Here is a 22,516-nt window from a genome sequence, read left to right as displayed (position 1 = left end):
GAACGACGGGGGAGAGCGGGGAGGTCCCGTGCGTAACGATCAGCAGGAGATCAGCAGGAGGCCAGGTAGTTCGTCAGTGCCGACTTCTCGGCGGAGTCGACCGAGAGGTTGTAGTAGTGCTTGACCTGGACCCAGGCGCGGACGTAGGTGCAGACGTACGCGGTCCGGGACGGGACCCAGGTGGCGGGGTCCTGGTCGCCCTTGGACTGGTTGACGTTGTCGGTGACGGCGAGCAGCTGCGGGCGGGTGACGTCGTTGGCCAGGGCCTCGCGCTGGGCGGTCGTCCACTTGCTCGCGCCGGAGTCCCAGGCCTCGGCGAGCGGGACCAGGTGGTCGATGTCGACGTCGGAGGCGGCGCTCCAGGTCGCACCGTCGTAGGGGGAGTACCAGCTGCCGCTGGTGGCGGTGCACGAGGAGTTGGTGGTCACGTTCGTGCCGTCGCGCTTGAGGATGTACTCGCGGGTGTTGCAGGTGCCCTCGATGGTGTCCCAGGTGGGGAAGAGGTCGCGGTCGTAGCCGGTGCGGTTCTCGGTGGCCACGGTGAGGGAGGCGAGGTAGCTGCGGGCGGTGGCGGCGCTCACCGGGGTGGGGAGGGCGGCGGAGGCGGTCGGACCGTTGAAAAGTCCGGCCGAGGCCACGACGGCGGTGAGCGCGGCGACTATGCTGAGGCGTCGACGCGCGTAGAGCTTCGACATGCGAACTCCCTTGAGGGTGTGGGGGCTTGTCGGGCGGGCGAGGGAATGCTCGCGTCGCCGCGTTGCGGGAGAGTGTGCGTTCGGTGAGAAGTTAATGGCGCGTACATGACACGACAAGGTTTATGGCCGAACTTCCTTCCCGTACGATGGACGGCGCAGAAGGGGAGTAGCTCTTCGCCGGACCGTCGACACACTGCTCAGCTCGTCTGAGCCGGCGCCCGGAGGCAGGCCCGGATCACGGGGCCGGCCAGCGAGACCTTCGGCAGAGCAGTGCACATCCGTGTGTGCTGCCGTGCCGAGGTGTCGTGTCGCAGTAACACTCTCGGTGGGGCAGCCCCGACCGATTGAGGGATCTTGATCAGCATCACCGTCACGGCGCTCGTGTTCGGCGTCGTCTTCCTGGCCGAGCTGCCGGACAAGACCGCGCTCGCCGGGCTCGTCCTCGGCACCCGCTACCGCGCCTCGTACGTCTTCGCCGGTGTCGCCGCGGCCTTCGCGCTCCATGTCGTGCTGGCCGTCGCTGCGGGCAGCGTGCTCACCCTGCTGCCGCAGCGGATCGTGCACGCGGTGACGGGTGTGCTCTTCCTCGGCGGTGCCGCGGTGCTGCTGATGAAGAAGGACGAGGACGACGAGGAGATCCGCAAGCCCGAGAACCAGACGTTCTGGAAGGTGGCGAGCACCGGGTTCATGCTCATCCTGGTCGCCGAGTTCGGGGATCTGACGCAGATCATGACGGCGAACCTCGCGGCCCGCTACGACGACCCGCTCTCCGTCGGCCTCGGCGCGGTGCTGGCCCTGTGGGCGGTGGCCGGGCTCGGCATCGTCGGCGGAAAGGCGCTGATGAAGCGGGTGCCGCTGGCGCTGATCACCAAGGTCGCGGCGCTGCTGATGATCGCGCTCGGCGTGTGGAGCCTGTACGAGGCCGTGGCCGGCTGAGCTGAACGGCGCGTGAACTGTTCCCGGAGTCGGTGGCGGATCCCGGCCCGGTTTTGTACCGTGGAGAAACAAAGTGGCTCCCGCCCGTTTTCCCTGACCGGCGGGCGGGGCCGTTTTGTCCTACGGCGCCCACCCGTGGCCCGTAGAGGCCCTGGTACGGCGCCCACCCGCGGCCCGTGTCCGCCCCACTTCTCGCGCTTGGAGCTGCCGATGACGGTCACCACCGTGCCCACCGTCCTCACCGCCCGCGCCCTCCTGCTCGACATGGACGGCACCCTCGTGAACTCCGACGCGGTCGTGGAGCGCGTCTGGCGGCGCTGGGCCGAGCGGCACGGCCTCGACGCGGGCGAGGTCATGAATGTGGTGCACGGGCGGCAGGGCTACGCGTCCATGGCGCTGCTGCTGCCCGACCGCCCCGTGGAGCACAACCTGGCCGACAACGCGCGCATGCTCGCCGAGGAGACCGCCGACACCGAAGGCGTCGTGGCGATCCCCGGCGCCCCCGAGTTCCTCGCCTCCCTGCGCGGCCTGCCGCACGCCCTGGTGACCTCGGCCGACGAGGCCCTCGCCACGGCCCGGATGACGGCGGCCGGTCTGGAGCTGCCCGATGTGCGCGTGACCGCCGAGTCGGTAGGCGCCAGCAAGCCCGACCCCGAGGGCTTCCTCAAGGGCGCCGCCGAACTGGGCGTCGAGCCGGCCGACTGCATCGTCTTCGAGGACTCGGCGGCCGGTATCCAGGCGGGGCGCTCCGCTGGGATGCGGGTTGTGGGGGTTGGGGGGCGGGCGGATCTGCATGAGCCCGATGTGGTGGTGGGGGATTTGACTCGGGTGCGGGTTGATTGTGTTGGCGGGGTTGTTCGGGTTTCCGTGAGGTAGGGGTTGCTGTGGTGCTGGGGGCTGCCGCCCCCAGACCCCCGCTTCGGCCCTGAAGGGGCCTCGTCCTCAAACGCCGGACGGGCTGAAAAGCTACGGCTCCCGTGTCTCCGACTCCAGCCTCTCTCTGGTCTCCGTCCCGTACACCCCGCGTTCGTCACCGTTGATTCCGCGCGCCCACTGGTAGCGGCTGACCGCGTCCTCGACCCAACTGTCGTAGTAGCCGTGGGGCTTGCGGGTGTAGAGGCCGAGTTGGGTGAGGCGGAGTTCGAGTTCCGTCACCTCCGGGCCCTGGGAGTTGAGGCGCAGGACGGGGGGTCGGGTGGTGCTTCCGTTGGAGGTGGCCGGGCTGTGGGTCGCGGTGGCCGTCGGGGAGGGGTGGGTGGCCGTCGCGGACGGGGGCGGGGTGGGGCTCCCCGAGGTGGTGGTGGAGGGGGAGGCCGGGGGCGAGGAGGTCGCGCCGGCGGAGCGGGTCGGCGAAGGTGGTGCGGACGGCCGGCGCGACTGCGCGTTCTCGGGTGAGGGCGCGGACTCCGCGCTCGTCGACGCGTCGTCGGGCACGCTCGCCCGTACGTCGTCGGGGAGGGCGCCGTCGCGCGAGGGCTTGTCGTAGGAGAACAGGCCGCTCGCCAGCCCGGCCGCCGTCATCACGGCGACGACGGCGCCGCCCGCGCCGAGCAGTACGGTGCGGCGTCGGCCGCGGGGCCGGCGTGGCGCTTCGTCCTCGTCGCCGTACGTGCCGGTGGGGTCCGCGCCCTCGAACAGGCTCAGGTCCGCGGTGTCCGGGGGCGTGGGGGGTATCGCCCGCAAGGGCATCGTCGCTTCGGCCGGGGGCACCGGAGGGGGCGCGGCGTGAGCGGTCCCGTCGTGCTCCAGTTCGACATACGGGCGTATGCGCAGCGGGTCGAAGTCCTCCGCCGCCGCCTGTTCGGCCGTACGGGCCTCGCGCAGTGCGTCGGCGGCCCGCCGGGTGCAGCCGCACGACGGGGTGTTGTCGGTGTCTCTGGGCGCTCCGCACTCCGGGCACTGGTGACCTGTCGGGTCTGTCACGTGTTCGTCCCTCCCTTCACGCTTCCCTCGCGAACTCCAGAGGTTATCCAGATCATGGCCGGGTCGTTGCCGGGGCCCCCGGAATTTCGGCTTCCAACAGGACTCAACAGGCCATAACTGGTCACACCGATCACCATGGACGTGTAACGAGAGCGTCGGGAGGTCTGGATGGCCGGGGATGCGCACGGTATGACGGGAAATGTGCGAGGCGCACAGCCACCCGAAGAACCCCGGCAGCGGGGCAGCTCAGCTCAGCAGCACGTGTCCGGGAACGTGCTCGTCTCGATCGGCGCGCTGCTCCTCGGGCTGCTGCTCGCCGCCCTCGACCAGACGATCGTGGCCACCGCGCTGCCCACCATCGTCAGCGACCTCGGCGGTCTGGAGCACCTGTCGTGGGTGGTCACCGCCTATCTGCTGGCCTCGACCGCCGCGACCCCGCTGTGGGGCAAGCTCGGTGACCAGTACGGGCGCAAGAGGCTGTTCCAGACCGCGATCGTGCTCTTCCTGATCGGCTCGGCGCTGTGCGGAGTGGCGCAGAGCATGCCGCAGTTGATCGCCTTCAGGGCCGTACAGGGCCTGGGCGGCGGCGGGTTGATCGTGCTGTCGATGGCGATCGTCGGGGACGTCGTTTCGCCGCGTGAACGCGGCCGCTACCAGGGCCTGTTCGGGGCCGTGTTCGGCGCGACGAGCGTGCTCGGCCCGCTGTTGGGCGGTCTGTTCACCGAACACCTCAGCTGGCGCTGGGTGTTCTACATCAACCTGCCGGTGGGCGCCATCGCCCTCGCCGTGATCGCGACCGCGCTGCACATCCCCCGCAAGTCCACCCGGCACGTCATCGACTACCTCGGCACCCTCCTCATCGCCTCGGTCGCCACCTGTCTGATCCTGGTGGCCTCGCTCGGCGGTACGACCTGGGACTGGGGCTCGGCGCAGATCATCGGGCTGATCGTCCTCGGTGTGGTGCTGGTCGTAGCGTTCGTGGCCGTGGAGCGGAAGGCGGCCGAACCGGTGCTGCCGCTCAAGCTGTTCCGCATCCGCACCTTCACGCTCTCCGCCGTCATCAGCTTCATCATCGGCTTCGCGATGTTCGGCGCGATGACCTATCTGCCGACCTTCCTCCAGGTCGTCCAGGGCGTGACGCCGACCATGTCCGGTGTGCACATGCTGCCGATGGTGTTCGGCATGTTGCTGTCGTCCACCGGCTCCGGGCAGATCGTCAGCCGCACCGGCCGCTGGAAGGTCTTCCCGATCGCGGGCACCGCGATCACCGCCATCGGGCTGCTCCTGCTGTACCGGCTCGACGAGAACAGCTCCACCGCCGTGATGAGCGTGGACTTCTTCGTCTTCGGCCTCGGACTGGGCCTCGTCATGCAGGTGCTGGTGCTCATCGTGCAGAACGCGGTCTCCTACGAGGACCTGGGCGTCGCCACCTCGGGCGCGACCTTCTTCCGCTCGATCGGCGCCTCGTTCGGCGTCGCCGTCTTCGGCACGGTCTTCGCGAGCCGGCTCACCGACCGGCTGTCGGACGCCTTCAGCGGCCGCCGCCTCCCGCCGGGCGTGACCGCGGAATCCCTGAAGTCCGACCCGCGCGGCATCGGCTCGCTGCCTCCCGCCCTGCGCCCGGCCGCCCTGCACGCGTACGCCTCGTCCATCACCGACGTCTTCCTCTACGCCGCCCCCGTCGCCCTGCTCGGCTTCGTGCTCGCCTGGTTCCTCAAGGAGGACAAGCTGCGCGGCTCGGTCACCGCGCCCGACGTCACGGAGACCCTCGCCAGCAACCCGGTCGAGCGCTCCTCCTACGACGAGGTGTGCCGCGCGCTGTCCGTGCTCGGCACCCGGGAGGGCCGGCGCGAGATCTACCAGAAGATCACCGCGCGGGCGGGCTACGACCTGCTGCCCGCGGCCAGCTGGCTGCTGCTGCGGATCAAGAAACAGGGCTGGGCCGAGCCCGCCGTGCTCGCCGAGCGCAGCTCGCTGCCGCTGAAGGTCGTCATCGAGGCCGCCCGGCAGGTCGAGGAGCGGCGGCTGGCCGCCCGTGAGGGGCTGGACCTGGTGCTGACCGCGCAGGGCCGCGAGGTCGCCGAGCGCCTGTCTCGGGCCCGTGAGGAGTCGCTGGCGGAGCTGCTCGGCGACTGGTGGGGCCCGGACCGTCCCACCGACCTCGCCCAGCTGATCCACGAGCTCAACGACGAGCTGTGCGGTTCGGACCGGGAGCAGCCCCACAACGGTGCGGTGCAGCGGGCCCAGTGAGGTCCTTGCTAAACCAGTGCTCGGCGTAGGGGTCGTCGTTGTGCCGCTCGCCCTCCTCGTAGCCGAGCCGCGCGTACAGGGCGCGGGCCTCGACGAGGTCGCTGCGGGTGTCGAGGACGATCCGCCGGGCACCGAGGGCCCGTGCGGCGTCCTCGGCGGCGCGCACGAGGAGCGGGGCTCCGCCCCGGCCGCGCATCTCCTCGTACACGAACACCCGGGTCAGCTCGGCGGTCGCCGCGTCCAGCAGCCGTACGCCCGCGCAGCCGGCCGGCTCGCCCTCGTACCGGGCGACGAGCAACCGCCCGGTGGGCGGGGCGAGTTCGGAGCCGGAGCGGGCGGCGATCTCGCGCTCCAGCTCGTCGGGGTCGGTGCGCCGCCGCTCGTGCAGCAGATACCAGCGGTCGCTGACCTCGGTGTAGTACGCCCGCCACAGCGCGGCGGCGACGAGGGAGTGGTACGGCTCGGGCGCGACGGTCCAGGTCATGGCGGACATTGTCGTAAGGCGCCACCCACCGTCCGCAACCGGTTATGCGGGCCGGAGCCACCAGACGCCGTTTGAGGGGGGTCCTGCGGGCAACCCGAACGACGAACCGGCCCGCTGGGGCCGGCCCAGCAGACCGGAAGGCACCCATGTCCACAGGCTTGATCATCGCCCTGATCGTGATCGTGGCGGCCGTCGTGGTCGTCGCGGCCGTCCTGGCCCTGCGCAACCGGGGCCCGCGCGGCGGCGGCCGGGACCTGAAGCGGCGCTTCGGTCCCGAGTACGACCGCACCGTGGCCCGCCACGACGGCGACACCAAGGCCGCCGAGCGCGAACTCACCGGGCGCGTGGAGCGGCACGGTGCGCTGCGTGTGCGGCCGCTGGAGGCGGACCGGCGCGAGCAGTACACCGCCCGCTGGACCGCCGCGCAGGAGCGGTTCGTCGACGCACCGCACGAGGCGGTCGCCGAGGCGGACCGGCTGCTGGCCGAACTGGCCGCCGAGCGCGGCTTCCCGGACGGTGGCCAGTACGAGGAGCAGCTCGCCGCGCTCTCCGTCCACCACGCGCACCATGTGCACGGCTACCGGCACATCCACCGCGTGGCGCGCGCGAGCGCGGGCGGGCAGGACGGCGCCGGGACCGACACGGAGGAGATGCGCGAGGCCATGGTCGAGGCCCGCGCGCTCTTCGAGGACCTGACGGCCCACGACGGCCACGACGGCACGGCGCACCGCACCGACGGGACCGACCCCGCCGACCGGGCGCAGGCACACAGCACGGACCGTACCGAGAAGAGTCACGGCGAAGGCCGCAGCGCCCTGCCGTGGGCCTTCGACCGACGCCAGGCGAAGGGGAGTTGAGCGACATGACGGACGCAACGACCGGCGCGGGCGAGGCCGCGGGCCGCGGGACCCCGCCGGGTCACGACCGGCTGGTGGCACCGACACCGCACGAGGGCACCGGCCACGACGCCGCCGAGACCGCGGGGCGCGAGACCGAGGGACGCGGGATCGCGGGGCGTGAGACCGCGGGGCGTGAGACCGCGCCGGGTCACGACCGGCTGGTGGCGCCGACGCCGTCCGAGGCGGCCGACCCCGGGGCCCCGGCCCCGGGTACCGCCCCCAGGAGCACGGAGGAGCTCATCGACCCCACGGGACGTCCGGGCCACACCGGCACCGGCGAGCACAAGAGCCCCACCGACCACAGCACCGACCACAGCACCGGTCACGGCACCGGCGGCCTGCTGCCCCACGACGAGTGCGACAAGCTCGAACTGCGGCTCCGCAACGCCGTCTCGGGGTTCGTCGACGGACCCAGGGCGGCCGTCGAGGAGGCCGACCACGTGGTGGAGGAGATCGCCGCCCGTTTCACCGAGGCACTGACCCACCGCCGCCGCAGCCTGCGCACGTCCTGGCAGGCCGGACAGGGCGCGCACGACGGGAAGGGCACCGGGGCGGCCGAGGCCACGCAGGCCGACACCGAGCAACTCCGGCTGGCCCTGCGGGACTACCGGGAACTGGCGCAGCGCCTGCTGCACGGGTGAAGCGCCTGCTACGCGGGTGAACCGTCCGCGGCCGTCCGGCGCCTGTGCCACTCCCGGACGACCTCCTCGACGTCGTACGGCTTCTTGCCGAGCGGAGGTCCGGGCGGCGGCTTGAACATCATCTCGCGGATCTTGACGTTGATCTCGTCGATGATCTTCCGCACGATCCGCTCCGAGGGCGCCTCGTAGGCTGCTGCGAGTGCGTCCTCGGCCTCTTTGCGCAGCGCGAGGGTCGGAGGCAGGACCGAGAGGCCCTCGCGGGCCATCTTGCCCTTGATCCACCACAGTTCGTCGTACGAGGTGTCGGCGGGCAACGGCTTGCCCGCGCCGGCGATCTCGGCGAACTCTCCGCGTCTTTCGGCGTCCCGAATCTGTTTGTCGACCCAGCTCTCGAACGAGACGCCGGGTGGCTTTCGCTCGGTCATGAGTTCATTGTGCCGGACGCGGTGTGGTCGGGCGATTTAGTATGCGGCCGCTGTGTAGGGACACTTCACGAGGAGCAGCGCGTGCTCGAACTGACCATGGCCACCGTCTCCGGCGAAGAAGGAGCCACGGCCGGCATGCTGTTGGCCGACGCGCCGAGCGAGCCCGGCGCCGTGCTGCGCGTGGGCCGGGACAAGGCGGTCTGCCGTCTGGCGACGCCCGACGACTGGCTGTTCGTCTCGCGGGTCCACCTCGAGTTCCAGTGCGGTCCGGAGGGCGCCTGGCAGGTGACCTGGCTGCGCGGCTCGCAGGCCGACCCCTCCTCCGAAGTCCGGCTCGTCGTCGGGGAGTACGCGCAGCCGCTCGTCTACGGCGGGACGGTGGCGCTGCCCCGGGGCGGCAACGGCGAGATCGTCGTCCAGGACCGCACGGCCCCGCGCAGCGTCAACATCGGCTTCTACCACGAGTTCTAGAGTTTTTGGGGGCGCCAACGGCTCGCGCGCGCTCTAGAGGACGCGCGCGAGCGCGAAGCCGTCGTGGCCCTTGCTGCCCACCGTCTGCAGCGCGGTGCCCGTCAACCTCGGGTGGCGGGCGATCAGTTCGAGGGCGGTGCGGGTGCCCACGACGTCCGGGTCGGCGCTGTCCGGGTCGGTGACCCGGCCCTGCCGTACGACGTTGTCGACGACGATCAGGCTGCCCGAGCGCGTGAGCCTGAGCGCCCACTCCACGTACTGCGGGTTGTTGCTCTTGTCCGCGTCGATGAAGACCAGATCGAAGGGGGCGGGGTTCTCGTCGGCCAGCTTGGGCAGCGACTCCAGCGCGGGCCCCACCCGCACCTGGGCGATCCGCTCCAGGCCCGCGCGGGCGATGTTGCGGGTGGCGACCTCGGCGTGCCGGGCGTTGTACTCCAGCGAGATCAGGCGGCCGTCCTCGGGCAGCGCGCGGGCCATCCAGATGGTGCTGTAGCCGCCGAGGGTGCCGATCTCCAGGATGCTGCGGGCGCCCTGGATCTGGGCGAGCAGTTGCAGGAACTTGCCCTGGGGCGCGGTGACCGCGATCTCCGGGAGTCCGGCGGCCTCGCTGTCACGGACGGCCGCGTCGAGGGCCTCGTCGTTCGGCGAGAGCTGGGTGGTGAAGTAGTCGTCCACGTCGTCCCAGAGCTGCGACTTGCTCATTCACCTGCGCCTTTCGTACGGCTGGTACGGCTCGTTCGGCCCGGTCCGGGTCGTTACGGACTCTAACTAGTCCGCCTAACGAACTCCAGTATGCGCCGGTTGCGGGCTTCGGGAGCGCCGTACGGCGAACGCGACCGCGGCCGCCACGAGCACCGCGAGCGTGCCCACGACCGTCAGCAGCCAGGCCGGGATGCCTGCCACCGTGCGCAGGTGGTCCTCGTAGATGACCTGCTGGTACGGGGCGTCGGAGGAGGCGCGGCGCAGTTCGTGGTCGCCGGAGATCGACGAGGGGTGAGGGAACTCCTGGCCGATGGCGGTGAGATACGGCGCGCCCTTGGCGAGCTCGGCCAGCGGGCCCCAGGTCGTGTCGACGCGTCCGGCGTAGGTGACGCGGGGGCGGTCGCCGCCGATGGCCGAGCGGGTCTGCATGCGGTGCGCGGCGAGGACGTAGAGGCCGAGCGACTGCGGGGTACGGGCGAGGCGCGACAGGCGCATCGGATAGACCGGGCGGGTGGACGCGAAGGTGAGGTGGAGCGGGTCGAGGGTGCCGCTGAGCGGGGCGCCCGCGGTGTCGGGGGCCAGCCGGACGGCGACGTACTCCCAGTGCCGGTTGACGTAGGGCTGCAGGGCGTCCTGAAGCCGCGGCGGCATGACGAAGCCGTTCGCGTCCAGCCAGTGGTCCAGGGCGGCCGGGTCGGTGGCCGTCAGCCGGGCCACGTCGAACGGGCCGAGCTTCTGCCGTCCGACGACGCCCACGCCCTGCGGTGCGGCGGCGCCCGGGGCCGGGGCGGCGGCGCTGTCACCGTCCCCGAGCGGCCAGTCGCCGTCGTCGGGCCAGAAGTGATAGCGGTCGCGGTGAACCGGCGCTGTGGCGGTCCTCAGCTGGGTGAACAGCTCGGGGTCCCCGAGCTTCACGGTCGCCCGGTGCGGCACCGGCATGATCCACGCGGCCCTGTCGGCGTCCCCGTCGACGGTCAGGCTCATCACGATCTGCTCCTGCCGCCCGTCCCACCGCACCACGGACTCCTCGCGCCCCACCCCCACACTCTCGTGCGCCCCCGGAATCATGGCCCCGCACCCACACGCATAGGCGGGCGCGACCAACGACCCCAACTGAATCCCCAACAGAGCCACCACAACCACGAGCACCCGCCCGCGCACCCATTCCCGCAGAAAGCGGCCCATTCCCCGAAGCCTCCAAGGTCCAGTCGACGGGGCTTGGGACGCTGGGGGGTGGGGGGTGGTTCCGGGGCGGGGGCGTGGGGGTGCGTGGCGGCGGCGTTGCGGTGGGAGCGGGCGGGCGCTGCCGCCCCGCAGAAGGGCTGCCGCTACGCGGGGGTGTCCGCGCTACGAGGGTTTCCGTTCCGCGGAGGGCCCGACCACGCCACGGTGGGTTCCGCTCCGCGGGGGCCACCATGCCACGGAGAGGCACCGTGCCGCAGAGGGCTGCCGCGACAGAGAGGGCTACCGCGACAGAGAGGGCTACCGTGCCACGAAGGGGTTACCGCGCCTGAGTGGACCACCGCGCCGCGGAGGGGCACCGGGGCGGGGAGGGTTTCCGCGCCGGGAGGGCTGCCGATCAGCGGAGGGGCCGCCGCGCCATGGGACGGTCACCGTGCCGCAGACGGCTGCCGCGCCTGACTGAACAACCGCGCCAGCCAGGGCCTCCGCGCCGGGAGGGGCTACCGATCCACCTGAGGGGCCGCCGCGCCACGGCAAGGGCACTGCGCCGGAATGGTCATCGCCCCAGCGAGGGCCTCCGCGTCGTGGCTGCCATCAGCGGAGGGGGCGCCGCGCCGGGGGGCGGTCACCGTGCCACGGACGGCCACGCCTCCGCGCGAGGCCACCGTTCCGCAGACGGCCACCCCTCCGCGCACGGCTGCCGCTCCGCGGAGAGTTACGCCTCCACGGACGGCGCCGACCCCGGCAAGGGCCGGCCGGCCGACTCCTTCATGTACCAGACCGCGATCCCGCCGATCACGGCCGCCGCCATCATGTAGTAGGCGGGCATCATCATGTTGCCGGTCGCGCCGATCAGGGCCGTGACCACCAGGGGGGTGGTGCCGCCGAAGAGGGAGACCGAGACGTTGAAGCCGATGGACAGGGAGCCGTAGCGGACGCGGGTGGGGAAGAGGGCCGGGAGGGCGGAGGGCATGGCGGCGGTGAAGCAGACCAGGAGGAGGCCCAGGGCGGCCATGCCGAGGGCGACCGCGGCCAGGCTGCCCTGGCGGATCAGGAGGATGGCCGGGACCGAGAGGAGCAGGAAGCCCGCGCAGCCCGCAGCGATGACCGGACGGCGGCCGACCCGGTCGGTCAGGGCGCCGGCGAAGGGCTGGACGATCATCATCAGCGCCATCACGCCGAGGACGACCAGCAGGCCGTGCGTCTCGTCGTAGTGCAGCTCGCTGGTGAGATAGCTCGGCATGTACGACAGCAGCATGTAGTCGGTGACGTTGAAGACCAGGACCAGGCCGACGCAGAGCAGCAGCGCCTTCCACTGGCCGGTGATCATCTCGCGCAGCGGCACCTTCGGCCGGGCGGTCTCCGCCTTCTCCAGCTCGGCTGCGAACGCCGGAGTCTCCTCCAGGCGCATCCGCAGATAAAGCCCGATGATGCCCATCGGGCCCGCGATCAGGAACGGGATCCGCCAGCCCCACGACACCAGGTCGTCACTGGACAGCAGCGCCGTCATCAGCGTGACCAGGCCCGCACCGCCGATGTACCCCGCCAGCGTGCCGAACTCCAGCCAGCTGCCGAGGAAACCGCGCCGCTTGTCGGGTGCGTACTCGGCGATGAAGGTCGAGGCGCCCGCGTACTCGCCGCCGGTCGAGAAGCCCTGCACGAGCCGGGCCAGGAGCAGCAGCAGCGGAGCGCCCACGCCGATCGTGCCGTACGACGGAATCAGGCCGATCGCGAACGTGCCCGCCGCCATCATGATCATGGTCACCGCGAGCACCTTCTGGCGCCCGATCCGGTCGCCGAGCGGGCCGAAGACCATGCCGCCGAGCGGCCGTACCAGGAAGGCCGCCGCGAAGGCGCCGAACGTGGACAGCAGCTGCGCGGTGGGGTTGCCGGACGGGAAGAAGACCTTGCCCAGGGTCACCGCGATGTAGCTGTAGACGCCGAAGTCGAACCACTCCATCGCGTTGCCCAGCGCGGCGGCCTTGACGGCGCGGCGGACCAGGGCGGAGTCGGTGGTGGTGGCATCGGGGGCGATGCGTACGGGAGGAACGGTGACGGTGGCTGAAGCCAAGACCTCGCTCACCTACCTTTCGACGGGGACAGGGGCACGGCCCGCCCGGCGGCGGTGACGGGGGCCGAAAAGCGACCATAGGGGTCCTTCGCCCCCTTACGGACCGCACTCATGTCGTTGCACAGTGCACGTAAACGGCGCGTGTACAGCGCCGTCCGCCCGGCCGGGAACCGTTCCCGCCGACTTTCGCTGTGAGTCATCTCGCGCCCCGCGGAGGCAACCGACCCCCCTGCGGACTATCGTCTTTGCGACAAAAGGAGAACGGACGACAGGTGAAGCGGGGGTAGCCTGCGTCTCTCTCGGGGGGCACCGGGAACAGCGGGGCGGGAGGCCTACGGGGCGTGGCGAACGTGGAGCATGGCGGGCGACCGGCGAAAGCCTTCGGAGCGACGGCTGTCGGCGGGGCCAGGGGCCGCCTGAGAGCGGCGCGCCTGGGCCTGTGGCTGGTCGCGGCGGTCCTCGTCGTGCGCCAGGTGGCCGTCGTCCTGAGCACGCCCAGAGGCGATCGGCTCACCGACCTGGAGACCTGGGTCGGCCCGAACGGCGTCCTGCACGTGAAGGGCTCGCTGTACGACTCCACGCAGTTCACCGGCACACCCTTCGGCGGACTCGTCCTCAAACCCCTCACCCGCGCCGCCGAGCAGGCTCTTGGCTGGGGCTGGACCTTCGGCACCCTGCTGCTGGTCGTCGCGCTCGGACTGGTCGCGGCCCGCGCCCTGCCGCAGCCGGTGAGCAGGCGGACCTCGCTGCTGGCCGCGCCGGTCGCGGTCAGCCTGCTGATGCTGTCGCTGCCGGTCCGCAACGCGTTCTGGCTCGGCCAGATCAGCATCCTGCCGGTCCTGCTGGTGCTGGTCGGCTGCTTCCTCGCGCGCGGGGAGCGCACCAGCGGCCTGCTGATCGGGCTCGCCGCCGCCTTCCAGCCGACCGTGCTGCTCTTCGCGCCGCTGCTGTGGTTCACCGGCCGCCGCCGTGCCGCCGTCTCCACCGGCATCACGTTCGTCGCCCTGACCGCGCTCGCCTGGGCCGCGATGCCGCACGACTCGTACACCTACTGGGTGCACCACATGGCGGGCACCGGACTCGGCGGCCCGGCCGACGACCTCGCCAACGAGTCCCTGCACGGCGCCCTGCTGCGCCTCGGCCTGACCGGCCCGCTGGAGATCGCCCTCTTCTTCACGCTCGGCGTCGCGGTCGCCGTCCTCGGTGTGCGCCGCGCCGTGCGCCTGGCACGCGACGGACAGCTGCTCCTCGCGGTCGCCATCACCGGCTGCGCGGCCATCGCCGTCTCCCCGGTCACCTGGCAGCACCAGCTGCTGTGGGTGCTGCTCGCGGTCGTCGGACGGGTCGGCAAGCGCGCCTCCGACCGGTACGTCTGGCCGGTGGCCGTCGTCCTGGTGATGACGCTGCCCGCGAAGATGATCCTGCCGAACATGTCGGCGGTGTACACCCTGCGGGACAACGTCGTACTGCTCGCCGCCCTCGCCGCGGCGACGGTCGTGCCGTTCCTCTCGCGCACCTCGCCGTACTACCGGTCACCGGTCCCGACCGAGTACGCCGAACCCGTACCGGCCCGGCTGCGGCACGTACCGCTGCTGCCGGTCCTGCGCCGCGTCCTCACGCGCCCCAACCTGCTGCTCGAACTGCTGCTGATCCGCGTCACCTACGCCGCCTACCAGAAGGTCAGGCTCGCGGCGACGGGCGGCTCCAACTCGGCCGGGCGGGCGCGCGCCGAGCACCACGGCCACCAGGTCCTCGACATCGAGCGGTTCCTGCACATCGACATCGAGCACTGGGTCAACCACGCGGTGGTCAAGGTCGACTGGCTGAGCTCCTTCTTCGACTTCTATTACGAATCGTTCCACTTCGTCGTCCCGCTGAGCGTGCTCGCCGTCCTGTACTGGCGCCGCCCGGTCGACTACCGCTGGGCCCGCTCGGCCCTGGGCTTCGCCACGCTGCTGGCCCTGGTCGGCTTCTGGCTCTACCCGCTGGCCCCGCCCCGGCTGCTGCCCGGCCTCGGCATCATCGACACCGTCCACGGCGTCCAGGACTTCTCCAAGCCCAACTACGGCACGCTGACGGCCCTGACCAACCAGTACGCGGCGATGCCGTCGCTGCACTTCGGCTGGGCGCTGTGGTGCGGAGTGGTGATCGCGGTGATCGCGCCGAGGTGGTGGATGAAGGCGCTCGGCCTGCTGCACCCGTTCTTCACGGTCTCGGCGATCGTGGCCACCGGCAACCACTGGGTGCTGGACGCGGTCGGCGGCGCGACCGTCGTGGGCGCGGGCTTCGGCCTCGCCTACCTGTTCCAGGGGCCGCGGGCGAGACTCGCCACGGCGACGGCGACGCGCGAGGAGACGGCACTGGCGAAGGAACCGACGCCCAGTTGACGGCGCGGGCGCCACGCTTGTGATGAATGAAAGCTCGTGCTCGCGGTGAACGCGGGCCGGCGGCTCCGGGAGGCCGCCGGCCCGCGTTCGTCAATTCGCCTGTTGGTCAATTCGCCTGCTGGTCAACCCGTCTGATTCGTCAACCCGCCCGCACGTGAAGGTGTTTGACGCCGTTGATCCAGGCGGAGCGCAGGCGGTCGGGGTCACCGGTCAGGGTGAGGCCGGGCAGGGCGTCGGCGATGGCGTTGAAGATCAGGTCGATCTCCTGGACGGCCAGCGACTTGCCGAGGCAGTAGTGTGGGCCTCCGCCGCCGAAGCCGAGGTGGGGGTTGGGGTCGCGGAGGATGTCGAAGGTGTCGGGGTCGGCGAAGACCTCGGGGTCGTGGTTGGCGGCGGCGTAGAAGATGCCGACGCGGTCGCCCTTCCTGATCTGCTTGCCGCCGAGTTCGAGGTCCTGGGTGGCGGTGCGCTGGAAGGCGTTCACGGGGGTCGCCCAGCGCACGATCTCCTCGGCCGCGGTCTGCGGCCGCTCCCTCTTGTACAGCTCCCACTGGTCGGGGTGGGTGAGGAAGGCGTGCATGCCGTGGGTGATGGCGTTGCGGGTCGTCTCGTTGCCCGCGACCGACAGCATCAGCACGAAGAAGCCGAACTCGTCGGAGTTCAGGTTCCCTTCGTCCTCCGCCGCCACCAGCGTCGTCACGATGTCCTTGGCCGGGCACTGCTTGCGGTCGGCGGCCATGTTCATGGCGTAGGCGATGAGTTCGGTGGCCGACTCGGCGCCGACCTCCTCGGTGATGGCGTACTCGGGGTCGTCGTACGAGATCATCTTGTTGGACCAGTCGAAGATCTTGGCCCGGTCGTCCTGCGGGATGCCGATGAGCTCGGCGATGGCCTGCAGGGGCAGTTCGCAGGCGACCTCGGTGACGAAGTCGAAGGTGCCGTCCTGGGCGCGCGCGTTGCTCGCGATGGCGCGGGCGCGGTCGCGCAGCCGGTCCTCCAGCGCCCGGATGGCGCGCGGGGTGAAGACGCGCTGCACGATCTGGCGGACGCGGGTGTGCTCCGGCGGATCCATGTTGAGCAGGATCAGCCGCTGCATGTCGATGGCGTCGCGTTCGATGTGCTCGTTGAAGCGGATGATCGCCGTGTTCTGCCAGGACGAGAACAACTCCGGGTGCGTGGAGACGTACTTGACGTCCGCGTGCCGGGTGACGGCCCAGTACCCCTCGTCCTGGAAGCCGGCGACATTGCCCGACTGCGGGATCCAGCGGACCGGTTCGGCCCGCCGCAACTCGGCGAACTCCGGCAGGGGCACACGGTGGTGCAGCAGGTCGGGGTCGGTGAAGTCGAACCCGTCGGGGAGAGCTGGACAGGGCATGGGCGACTCCCAGCTGTTCTGACGGCCCATCAGGTTTGCCGTGAAGGTAGTAACGGGTTCTACAAGAGGCAATAGGTACGGCAAGCCGAATTGCGTGCACGACCCTTGCGGTTGTGACGGTGGGGTCAGCAGACTGCATGCAGAACTAGAACACGTACTAGTTCAGCGTGGCGGGGTCGGCCGGGACGCCCCCGCGCCGCGCGGGTACCGGAGGAGAGGATCCCCCACCATGGCCGCGGAACCCGTGATCGTCGAGGCCGTACGCACCCCCATCGGCAAGCGTGGTGGAGCGCTCGCCAATCTGCATCCCGCCTATCTCCTGGGCGAGACCTACCGTGAACTCCTCGGGCGCACCGGCATCCCCGCCGACGCGGTCGAACAGATCGTCGGCGGTACGGTGACCCACGCCGGCGAGCAGTCCATGAACCCCGCGCGCACGGCCTGGCTCACCATGGGGCTGCCGTACGAGACGGCGGCGACGACGGTCGACTGCCAGTGCGGGTCCTCGCAGCAGGCCTCGCACATGACGGCCAACATGATCGCGGCGGGCGTCATCGACGTCGGCATCAGCTGCGGGGTCGAGGCGATGTCGCGGGTGCCGCTCGGGTCGGGTTCCAAACACGGGCCCGGCAAGCCGTTCCCGGACGAGTGGAACGTCGACCTGCCCAACCAGTTCGAGGCGGCGGAGCGGATCGCCCGCCATCGCGGGCTGACCCGGGAGAACGTCGACTCCCTCGGCCTGATCTCGCAGGAGCGGGCCGCCGTGGCCTGGGCCGAGGAGCGGTTCAAGAAGGAGACGTTCGCCGTCCAAGTGCCCACCACCGAGGACGAGCAGCGCGCCGGACAGGGCATGTGGCGCCTCGTCGACCGCGACGAGGGGCTGCGCGACACGTCGATGGAGGCGCTGGCGGGCCTGAAGCCGGTGATGCCCACGGCCGTCCACACGGCGGGCAACTCCTCGCAGATCAGCGACGGCGCCTCCGCCATCATGTGGGCGTCGAAGAGGATGGCCCGGGCACTGAAGCTACGGCCGCGCGCCCGCATCGTGGCGCAGGCGCTCGTCGGCGCCGACCCGCACTACCACCTCGACGGCCCGATCGACGCGACGCGCGCGGTGCTGGGCAAGGCCGGGATGTCGTTGAAGGACATCGACCTCGTGGAGATCAACGAGGCGTTCGCGTCAGTGGTGTTGAGCTGGGCGCAGGTTTTCGAGCAGGACCTGGAGAAGGTGAACGTCAACGGGGGCGGCATCGCCCTCGGGCACCCGGTGGGCGCGACGGGGGCGCGGCTCATCACGACCGCCCTGCACGAACTGGAGCGCACGGACAAGGAGTTCGCGCTGGTGACGATGTGCGCCGGCGGCGGGTTGGCCACCGGGACGATCATTCAGCGGTTGTAGTCCACTCCAGAAACTCCACGAAGGCCTCCGGCTGGAAGGAGAGTCGGGGGCCGGTGGGGGTTTTGCTGTCTCGTACGGCCACAGTTGCCGCTGGCAGTTGGGCGATCTCCAGGCAGTTGCCGCCCTGATCGCTGCTGTAGCTGGACTTACGCCACTGAGTCGCCTGGTTCTCCATAGCGTTCCTCCATCACGCGCCGGATCAGCTCCGCCGAGTCCTTGATGGACAGCGCGGCGGCTTGGAGATGATCGTAACGGAGCGAGCAGCTCTTGACGGTCTCCGGATTCGCGGTGGGATGTGCGCTCCCGTATCCCTCGGTGTAGACGATGCTCGGCTCGCTCGCGAAGCGATAGAGGTCGAACGAGCCTGTCAGTCCGGCGTGCGCTCCGGCTGCGAACGGCAGGATCTGCACGTTGATCCGAGGATTGTGCTCGTGACTCGACAGGTGGGCGAGTTGGCCGCGCATGGTCTCCCGGCTGCCGACCTCCTGATGCAGGGCCGCCTCGCTGAGGATCGCCCAGAACACCGGCGGCTCCTCCTTCTCGAAGATGCTCTGCCGGGCCAGCCGTACGGCGGTGCGGTCGTCGAGGTTGTCCTGGTCCAGCACGCCGAGCACGGCACGGGCGTAGTCGAGGGTCTGGAGGAGTCCGTGGATCATGTGGATCTCGAACGAGCAGATCTCCACCGCCCGCGACTGCAGCTCCGCCACCTGCCGGAACCAGCCCGGCAGTTGACTGCGCATCACAAGCTCAAGCAGCCGCGACAACGCCCCGTCCGTGCCCAGCGCAGCGTCCACTCGTTCGCTGAACTCGACCGACGGTACTCTGCGTGCCGTTTCGATCAATCCGACCAGCGAGCCTGTGTAGTTGACGATGTCGCCGAGCTGTTTCTGGGTCAGCCCGGCCGCTTCGCGGTGGCGGCGCAGTTCGTAGCCGTAGTAGTCGAGGGGCGAGGCGCCCGGGTCGAGGGCGTTGACGTGGACCAAGGCCTACTCCAGGACGTGTTGTGATCGGTTGATGGCTCAGCGTAGTCATGGCGTGTGGGGCTCGTCCTGTGAACCCTGACTTCTTCGCGTTCTCGGGGTAGTCCTGGGGCATGGACGAGATCGAAGTGCGGGAGATGCGGCCGGAGGACGAGGCGGGCGTGGTGCGGTTGTTCACGGCCTGTGAGGACTACTTCGTCGCGGCGACCGGGGCTCCGGCGCTCCCGGCGGACGTGCAGAGTCTGTACTACGCGCTGCCCGAGGGTGCGGAGCCCGACCAGAAGCGGCTGTTGGTGCTGTGCCGGGGAGAGGACGACGTCGTAGGGCTGGTCGATGTCGTGGACCGGTGGCCGGATGTCGGTACCTGCTCGGTGGGGGTGTTTCTCGTCGCGCCCGAGGTGCGGCGGCAGGGGGTCGGTGCCGGGGTCGCGCGGCGGCTGATCGAGGAGGCGGCCGGGCGGGGGATGCGGACCGTGGTCGCCACCTGTCCCGGGGACTGGGAGCCGGGGCTGGGGTTTCTGCGGAGCCTGGGGTTCGAGATCGGCCGGCCCGAGGAGCAGGTGGGCGAGACCGTGGGCAACCGGACCCGGCACCCCGGCGAGAAGGGCCTGTGCACGGCTCGGCTGACGACGGCGGGGCGATGAGTTCCGTACGCCACTGAGGTCTGCCCTGTGAGAGGGAGGTGGTCGCGGTGGATGCGACGGCACGGCAGGCGGCGTTGATCGTGCGGGGCATTGTCGAGGCCGCGCAGTACATGGTGCTGGCCACGGCCGACGCGGAAGGGCGGCCGTGGAGTTCGCCGGTCTACTTCGCGCACGTGCAGTGCCGGGAGTTCGTGTGGGCCTCCTCGCCGGAGGCGCGGCACTCACGCAACATCGCGGTACGGCCGGAAGTCGGGATCTGCGTCTTCGACTCGTCGGCGCCCATCGGCACCGGCCAGGGTGTCTACATGTCCGCCGTCGCTGAGGAAGTGGAGGCCCAGGATGCCGCCGAGCGCGCGCTGGAGGTGTTCTCGCGCCGCTCGCTGCAGCACGGCGGGCGTGTGTGGACCCTCGACGACGTGCGGGGCGACACCAGAATACGGCTCTACCGCGCGGTGGCCGAAGACCACTCGATCCTGGCCAAGGACGGCCGCCCGGACCACCGCATCCCGGCCGACCCGAGTTGACGCCGACCCGCTACTCACGCTCTGCTACTCGCGCCCTGAAGCCACCAGTGCCAGCACCCCGGCGGCGCACGCTGCGACCAGCAGGGGAATGCCCAGCCCGTGGCGGATCACCAGCCACGCGCCCAGCCAGGCGCCCGCCGCCATCGCGACCACCGAGGCCGAGCGGCGGGGGGAGTGGTGGCCCGTGCCGCCGCCGGCGCGGGAGTCGGCGGCGAGGCCGGTCAGGGTCATCGTCAGGACCGTGGTCGTCAGGTCGGCGACGCCGAGCCTGCGGACGGTGGCGTTGCGCAGGCCCATCGCGAAGGCGGTGAGGGCGATCACGGCGTAGTCGGAGACGGCGGTGTGCGGGGAGGCGAAGGCGACGGCGGCGGACACGCCCACCAGGACGGCCTCGGCGGCGAGGACGAGCCGGGCCCAGGTCCGGCGCGAGCCCTCACCCCGCCACCGCCCCACCCGGCCACCCGCCACCGCACCCAGCAGGAAGCAGGCCAGCGACGTGGCCGTGTGCGGCACCGAGAAGCCCGGGGCGCCGGCCGCGGCGAAGCCCAGCACCACCACGTTGCCGGTCATGTTGGCGGTGAAGACGTGCCCGAGCCCCAGATAACTCACCGCGTCGATCAGCCCGCTGACGACCGTCAGCCCCAACAGGACCGGTACCAGCCGCAGTCCGCGGCGCTCCCGGCCGGAGTCGGCCGCCGGTGTGCCGGTGCTGTCGGTGCTCTGTTCGGCCATGGCCTCTCCGGTGAGCGGTAGGGACGCGGTGTACCCAAGTCCACCACGGAGGCGGGGGACGCTCGGATGTCGGCGCGCGGGGCGCATGCGTAGCGTCTGCGGCATGAGTGATGAGACGCGCAAATCGCAGGAAATACACACCAGTTGGCGCACGCGGCGAGGGCTTGCCGGAGCGGCGGCGCTGCTGCTCGCGGGGCTCGCGGCCGCGCCGGTCGCCGCGGCGGCCGAGCGTCCGCACGGGGGCGACCGTCGCGGCAGCCTCATCTCCGTCACCCCGGTCGCCGACCGGGACGCCGCGCAGGTCAGGTCGTTCGTGGCCGGACAGGGCGTCGCCACCGACCCGGTGCGGTACGGCGTACGGGCGTACCGGCTGACGTACCGGACGGTCGACCCGCAGGGCAGTCCCACGACCGCGACCGGACTGCTCACCCTCCCCAAGGGCGGCGCCCACCGGCTCGACCTGGTCTCCGACACGCACGGCACGATGGTCAAGCGTGACTACGCGCCGTCGGCGAGCGAGGACACCGCGCGGGTGCCGTCGTATCTGAACGCCTCGGCCGGGCGGGCGGTCGCCGCGCCCGACTATCTGGGCCTCGGCGAGGGGCCGGGCCCGCACCCGTACATGGACACCCGCTCGTCGGTCACCGCCTCCCTCGACATGCTGCGCGCCGCCCGCACGGCCGCGGCCCGGCTCGGCCGCCCGGTCACCGGCGACGTCTACGCGACCGGGTTCTCCCAGGGCGGCCAGGTCGCGATGGCGCTCGGAAAGGCGCTGGAATCGGGCGCCGACCAGCACTTCCGCCTCAAGGCGCTGGCGCCGATCAGCGGACCGTACGACCTCCAGGGCCAGGAGGTGCCCGCCCTCTTCGACGGCCGTGTCAACGACATCAGCGGCGTCATGTACATCTCGTACTGGCTGGTCGCGCAGAACAGGCTCCATCACTTCTACGACGACCCGGCCGAGGTCTTCCGCGCCCCGTACGCGAGCCGGGTGGAGAGCCTTTTCGACGGCAGCCACGAGGAGGACGAGGTGGTCGAGGGCCTCGCGCCGAACGTGCGGCAACTGCTCACGCCCGGCTTCTACGAGCGCCTCGAGCACCCGACGGGGCCGCTGCTGGCCGCGATGCGTGCGGCCGACCACACCTGCGACTGGAAGCCGGACGTCCCGGTCCGGCTGTACGCGGGCGACGACGACACCGACGTACCCATCGGCAACGCCCGCACATGCGAACGCACCCTCGCCGGGTTCGGGGCGAGGGTGCGGATCGTGGACCAGGGGGCCGTGGACCACTTCGGTTCGTTCGCGGCGTCGGCGCCGCAGGTGGTGCGGTTCTTCGACCGGGTCGGCTGATCAGTACCAGCCGTGCGCCTGCCAGAAGGACCAGGCGCCGGTCGGGCTGCCGTAGCGGGAGTTCATGTAGTCCAGGCCCCACTTGATCTGGGTCTTGGCGTCGGTCTTCCAGTCGGAACCCGCGGTGGCCATCTTCGAGCCGGGCAGGGCCTGGACCAGGCCGTAGGCGCCGGAGGAGGAGTTGGTCGCGGTGACGTTCCAGCCGCTCTCGTGCTCGACGATCCTGCTGAAGGCGTTGTACTGCGAAGCGCTCGGGATCATCTTGTGCGCGATCGCCTGGGCACTCGCGGCCGAGTCGGCGGTCGCGGCGTGGGCGGGAGCCGCGGTCAGCACCATGCCGGCGGTGGCGGCGGCCACGGCGGCGGAGGCGAGGGCCTTCTTCGGGTTCGTGAGGTGGTGGGCGATGCGGGAGACAGTCACGAGGAACCTTTTCGTCGGGGACGGT

General features: G+C 71.0%; 23 protein-coding genes. 11 read left to right on the top strand and 12 right to left on the bottom strand.

From position 1 onward, the window contains the following. Window positions 1-50: 50 nt before the first annotated feature. Window positions 51-695, bottom strand: a complete 645-nt coding sequence (locus tag JYK17_RS21080; RefSeq protein WP_108007869.1) for an HNH endonuclease family protein — start codon at window positions 693-695, stop codon at window positions 51-53. A gap of 354 nt (window positions 696-1,049) precedes the next feature. Between JYK17_RS21080 and JYK17_RS21075 the strand changes: the two genes are divergently transcribed. After that, window positions 1,050-1,631 (top strand): TMEM165/GDT1 family protein, encoded by a 582-nt coding sequence (locus tag JYK17_RS21075; protein WP_108007870.1) that lies wholly within the window; start codon window positions 1,050-1,052, stop codon window positions 1,629-1,631. 210 nt (window positions 1,632-1,841) lie between these two features. Further along, window positions 1,842-2,507, top strand: coding sequence for an HAD family hydrolase (locus tag JYK17_RS21070; RefSeq protein ID WP_222810991.1), 666 nt, complete (start codon window positions 1,842-1,844; stop codon window positions 2,505-2,507). A 90-nt stretch (window positions 2,508-2,597) separates the two neighbouring features. Here the strand turns inward: JYK17_RS21070 and JYK17_RS21065 are convergent, their stop codons facing one another. After that, complete coding sequence (locus JYK17_RS21065) at window positions 2,598-3,554, bottom strand: peptidoglycan-binding domain-containing protein (protein ID WP_222810990.1); 957 nt, start codon at window positions 3,552-3,554, stop codon at window positions 2,598-2,600. 168 nt (window positions 3,555-3,722) lie between these two features. Here JYK17_RS21065 and JYK17_RS21060 point away from each other — a divergent pair, with 168 nt between their 5' ends. Continuing rightward, entirely contained in the window at window positions 3,723-5,804 is a 2,082-nt protein-coding gene (locus JYK17_RS21060) for an MDR family MFS transporter (RefSeq protein WP_222810989.1), read from the top strand. Here the strand turns inward: JYK17_RS21060 and JYK17_RS21055 are convergent. After that, window positions 5,737-6,288, bottom strand: coding sequence for a GNAT family N-acetyltransferase (locus JYK17_RS21055; RefSeq protein ID WP_222810988.1), 552 nt, complete (start codon window positions 6,286-6,288; stop codon window positions 5,737-5,739). The two genes, JYK17_RS21060 and JYK17_RS21055, sit on opposite strands and share 68 nt — an antisense overlap. A 146-nt stretch (window positions 6,289-6,434) precedes the next feature. Between JYK17_RS21055 and JYK17_RS21050 the strand changes: the two genes are divergently transcribed. Together JYK17_RS21050 and JYK17_RS40630 are read left to right on the top strand one after the other, a co-directional pair. Further along, window positions 6,435-7,145 (top strand): hypothetical protein, encoded by a 711-nt coding sequence (locus JYK17_RS21050; protein ID WP_108007874.1) that lies wholly within the window; start codon window positions 6,435-6,437, stop codon window positions 7,143-7,145. Window positions 7,146-7,150: 5 nt separating this feature from the next. After that, a complete protein-coding gene (locus JYK17_RS40630) occupies window positions 7,151-7,828 on the top strand; it encodes a hypothetical protein (protein WP_234547717.1) in 678 nt (225 codons plus the stop codon). Between the two features lie 8 nt (window positions 7,829-7,836). Here the strand turns inward: JYK17_RS40630 and JYK17_RS21040 are convergent, their stop codons facing one another. Beyond that, window positions 7,837-8,253 (bottom strand): DnaJ family domain-containing protein, encoded by a 417-nt coding sequence (locus JYK17_RS21040; RefSeq protein ID WP_108007875.1) that lies wholly within the window; start codon window positions 8,251-8,253, stop codon window positions 7,837-7,839. A gap of 81 nt (window positions 8,254-8,334) precedes the next feature. Here JYK17_RS21040 and JYK17_RS21035 point away from each other — a divergent pair, with 81 nt between their 5' ends. Further along, on the top strand, window positions 8,335-8,724 hold the full coding sequence (locus tag JYK17_RS21035) for an FHA domain-containing protein (RefSeq protein WP_108007876.1): 390 nt from the start codon (window positions 8,335-8,337) through the stop codon (window positions 8,722-8,724). 33 nt (window positions 8,725-8,757) lie between these two features. On the opposite strand, the gene JYK17_RS21030 is transcribed toward JYK17_RS21035, so the two are convergent. The 3 genes from JYK17_RS21030 to proP form a co-directional block, all read right to left on the bottom strand. Next, the gene (locus JYK17_RS21030) at window positions 8,758-9,426 is read right to left on the bottom strand and encodes an O-methyltransferase (RefSeq protein WP_108007877.1); all 669 of its coding nucleotides are present in this window, start codon (window positions 9,424-9,426) and stop codon (window positions 8,758-8,760) included. A gap of 75 nt (window positions 9,427-9,501) precedes the next feature. Beyond that, the gene (locus JYK17_RS21025) at window positions 9,502-10,611 is read right to left on the bottom strand and encodes a DUF2330 domain-containing protein (RefSeq protein WP_222810987.1); all 1,110 of its coding nucleotides are present in this window, start codon (window positions 10,609-10,611) and stop codon (window positions 9,502-9,504) included. Between the two features lie 712 nt (window positions 10,612-11,323). Next, the gene (gene proP, locus JYK17_RS21020) at window positions 11,324-12,679 is read right to left on the bottom strand and encodes a glycine betaine/L-proline transporter ProP (RefSeq protein WP_108007879.1); all 1,356 of its coding nucleotides are present in this window, start codon (window positions 12,677-12,679) and stop codon (window positions 11,324-11,326) included. Between the two features lie 341 nt (window positions 12,680-13,020). Here proP and JYK17_RS21015 point away from each other — a divergent pair, with 341 nt between their 5' ends. Then, the gene (locus JYK17_RS21015; protein WP_108007880.1) at window positions 13,021-15,066 is read left to right on the top strand and encodes a bifunctional glycosyltransferase 87/phosphatase PAP2 family protein; all 2,046 of its coding nucleotides are present in this window, start codon (window positions 13,021-13,023) and stop codon (window positions 15,064-15,066) included. Between the two features lie 139 nt (window positions 15,067-15,205). On the opposite strand, the gene JYK17_RS21010 is transcribed toward JYK17_RS21015, so the two are convergent. Beyond that, a complete protein-coding gene (locus JYK17_RS21010; RefSeq protein ID WP_222810986.1) occupies window positions 15,206-16,441 on the bottom strand; it encodes a cytochrome P450 in 1,236 nt (411 codons plus the stop codon). Between the two features lie 229 nt (window positions 16,442-16,670). Between JYK17_RS21010 and JYK17_RS21005 the strand changes: the two genes are divergently transcribed. After that, window positions 16,671-17,840: a steroid 3-ketoacyl-CoA thiolase gene (locus tag JYK17_RS21005; RefSeq protein ID WP_128803170.1), complete on the top strand. Its 1,170-nt coding sequence runs from the start codon at window positions 16,671-16,673 to the stop codon at window positions 17,838-17,840. Here the strand turns inward: JYK17_RS21005 and JYK17_RS21000 are convergent. Both JYK17_RS21000 and JYK17_RS20995 read right to left on the bottom strand, forming a co-directional pair. After that, on the bottom strand, window positions 17,824-18,015 hold the full coding sequence (locus JYK17_RS21000; RefSeq protein ID WP_222810985.1) for a DUF397 domain-containing protein: 192 nt from the start codon (window positions 18,013-18,015) through the stop codon (window positions 17,824-17,826). The two genes, JYK17_RS21005 and JYK17_RS21000, sit on opposite strands and share 17 nt — an antisense overlap. Beyond that, window positions 17,987-18,823 carry a helix-turn-helix domain-containing protein gene (locus JYK17_RS20995; RefSeq protein WP_108007884.1) on the bottom strand — a complete coding sequence of 279 codons (837 nt, stop codon included), beginning with the start codon at window positions 18,821-18,823 and terminating at the stop codon, window positions 17,987-17,989. The genes JYK17_RS21000 and JYK17_RS20995 overlap by 29 nt, the downstream gene beginning before the upstream one ends. A gap of 110 nt (window positions 18,824-18,933) precedes the next feature. Here JYK17_RS20995 and JYK17_RS20990 point away from each other — a divergent pair, with 110 nt between their 5' ends. Both JYK17_RS20990 and JYK17_RS20985 read left to right on the top strand, forming a co-directional pair. Further along, the gene (locus JYK17_RS20990) at window positions 18,934-19,464 is read left to right on the top strand and encodes a GNAT family N-acetyltransferase (protein WP_128803171.1); all 531 of its coding nucleotides are present in this window, start codon (window positions 18,934-18,936) and stop codon (window positions 19,462-19,464) included. A gap of 47 nt (window positions 19,465-19,511) precedes the next feature. Next, entirely contained in the window at window positions 19,512-19,988 is a 477-nt protein-coding gene (locus JYK17_RS20985) for a pyridoxamine 5'-phosphate oxidase family protein (RefSeq protein WP_222810984.1), read from the top strand. A 24-nt stretch (window positions 19,989-20,012) separates the two neighbouring features. Here JYK17_RS20985 and JYK17_RS20980 read toward each other — a convergent pair whose 3' ends face one another. Next, a complete protein-coding gene (locus JYK17_RS20980; RefSeq protein WP_222810983.1) occupies window positions 20,013-20,720 on the bottom strand; it encodes a YoaK family protein in 708 nt (235 codons plus the stop codon). Window positions 20,721-20,823: 103 nt separating this feature from the next. Between JYK17_RS20980 and JYK17_RS20975 the strand changes: the two genes are divergently transcribed. Next, a complete protein-coding gene (locus JYK17_RS20975; protein WP_222810982.1) occupies window positions 20,824-22,071 on the top strand; it encodes an alpha/beta hydrolase in 1,248 nt (415 codons plus the stop codon). On the opposite strand, the gene JYK17_RS20970 is transcribed toward JYK17_RS20975, so the two are convergent. Continuing rightward, a complete protein-coding gene (locus JYK17_RS20970; RefSeq protein WP_108007893.1) occupies window positions 22,072-22,491 on the bottom strand; it encodes an aggregation-promoting factor C-terminal-like domain-containing protein in 420 nt (139 codons plus the stop codon). Window positions 22,492-22,516 lie beyond the last annotated feature (25 nt).

The organism is Streptomyces plumbidurans (assembly GCF_019857225.1).
Lineage (GTDB): Bacteria > Actinomycetota > Actinomycetes > Streptomycetales > Streptomycetaceae > Streptomyces > Streptomyces plumbidurans.
This window is presented reverse-complemented; position numbering and strand designations above follow the sequence as displayed.

Excerpts from the sequence above, each read along its gene's own strand:
- JYK17_RS21080 (WP_108007869.1), bottom strand. The coding sequence starts at position 695 with ATGTCGAAGCTCTACGCGCGTCGACGCCTCAGCATAGTCGCCGCGCTC.
- JYK17_RS21070 (WP_222810991.1), top strand. The coding sequence starts at position 1,842 with ATGACGGTCACCACCGTGCCCACCGTCCTCACCGCCCGCGCCCTCCTG.
- JYK17_RS21060 (WP_222810989.1), top strand. The coding sequence starts at position 3,723 with ATGGCCGGGGATGCGCACGGTATGACGGGAAATGTGCGAGGCGCACAG.
- JYK17_RS21055 (WP_222810988.1), bottom strand. The coding sequence starts at position 6,288 with ATGACCTGGACCGTCGCGCCCGAGCCGTACCACTCCCTCGTCGCCGCC.
- JYK17_RS21050 (WP_108007874.1), top strand. The coding sequence starts at position 6,435 with ATGTCCACAGGCTTGATCATCGCCCTGATCGTGATCGTGGCGGCCGTC.
- JYK17_RS40630 (WP_234547717.1), top strand. The coding sequence starts at position 7,151 with ATGACGGACGCAACGACCGGCGCGGGCGAGGCCGCGGGCCGCGGGACC.
- JYK17_RS21040 (WP_108007875.1), bottom strand. The coding sequence starts at position 8,253 with ATGACCGAGCGAAAGCCACCCGGCGTCTCGTTCGAGAGCTGGGTCGAC.
- JYK17_RS21030 (WP_108007877.1), bottom strand. The coding sequence starts at position 9,426 with ATGAGCAAGTCGCAGCTCTGGGACGACGTGGACGACTACTTCACCACC.
- JYK17_RS21025 (WP_222810987.1), bottom strand. The coding sequence starts at position 10,611 with ATGGGCCGCTTTCTGCGGGAATGGGTGCGCGGGCGGGTGCTCGTGGTT.
- JYK17_RS21010 (WP_222810986.1), bottom strand. The coding sequence starts at position 16,441 with ATGCCCTGTCCAGCTCTCCCCGACGGGTTCGACTTCACCGACCCCGAC.
- JYK17_RS21005 (WP_128803170.1), top strand. The coding sequence starts at position 16,671 with ATGGCCGCGGAACCCGTGATCGTCGAGGCCGTACGCACCCCCATCGGC.
- JYK17_RS21000 (WP_222810985.1), bottom strand. The coding sequence starts at position 18,015 with ATGGAGAACCAGGCGACTCAGTGGCGTAAGTCCAGCTACAGCAGCGAT.
- JYK17_RS20990 (WP_128803171.1), top strand. The coding sequence starts at position 18,934 with ATGGACGAGATCGAAGTGCGGGAGATGCGGCCGGAGGACGAGGCGGGC.
- JYK17_RS20980 (WP_222810983.1), bottom strand. The coding sequence starts at position 20,720 with ATGGCCGAACAGAGCACCGACAGCACCGGCACACCGGCGGCCGACTCC.
- JYK17_RS20975 (WP_222810982.1), top strand. The coding sequence starts at position 20,824 with ATGAGTGATGAGACGCGCAAATCGCAGGAAATACACACCAGTTGGCGC.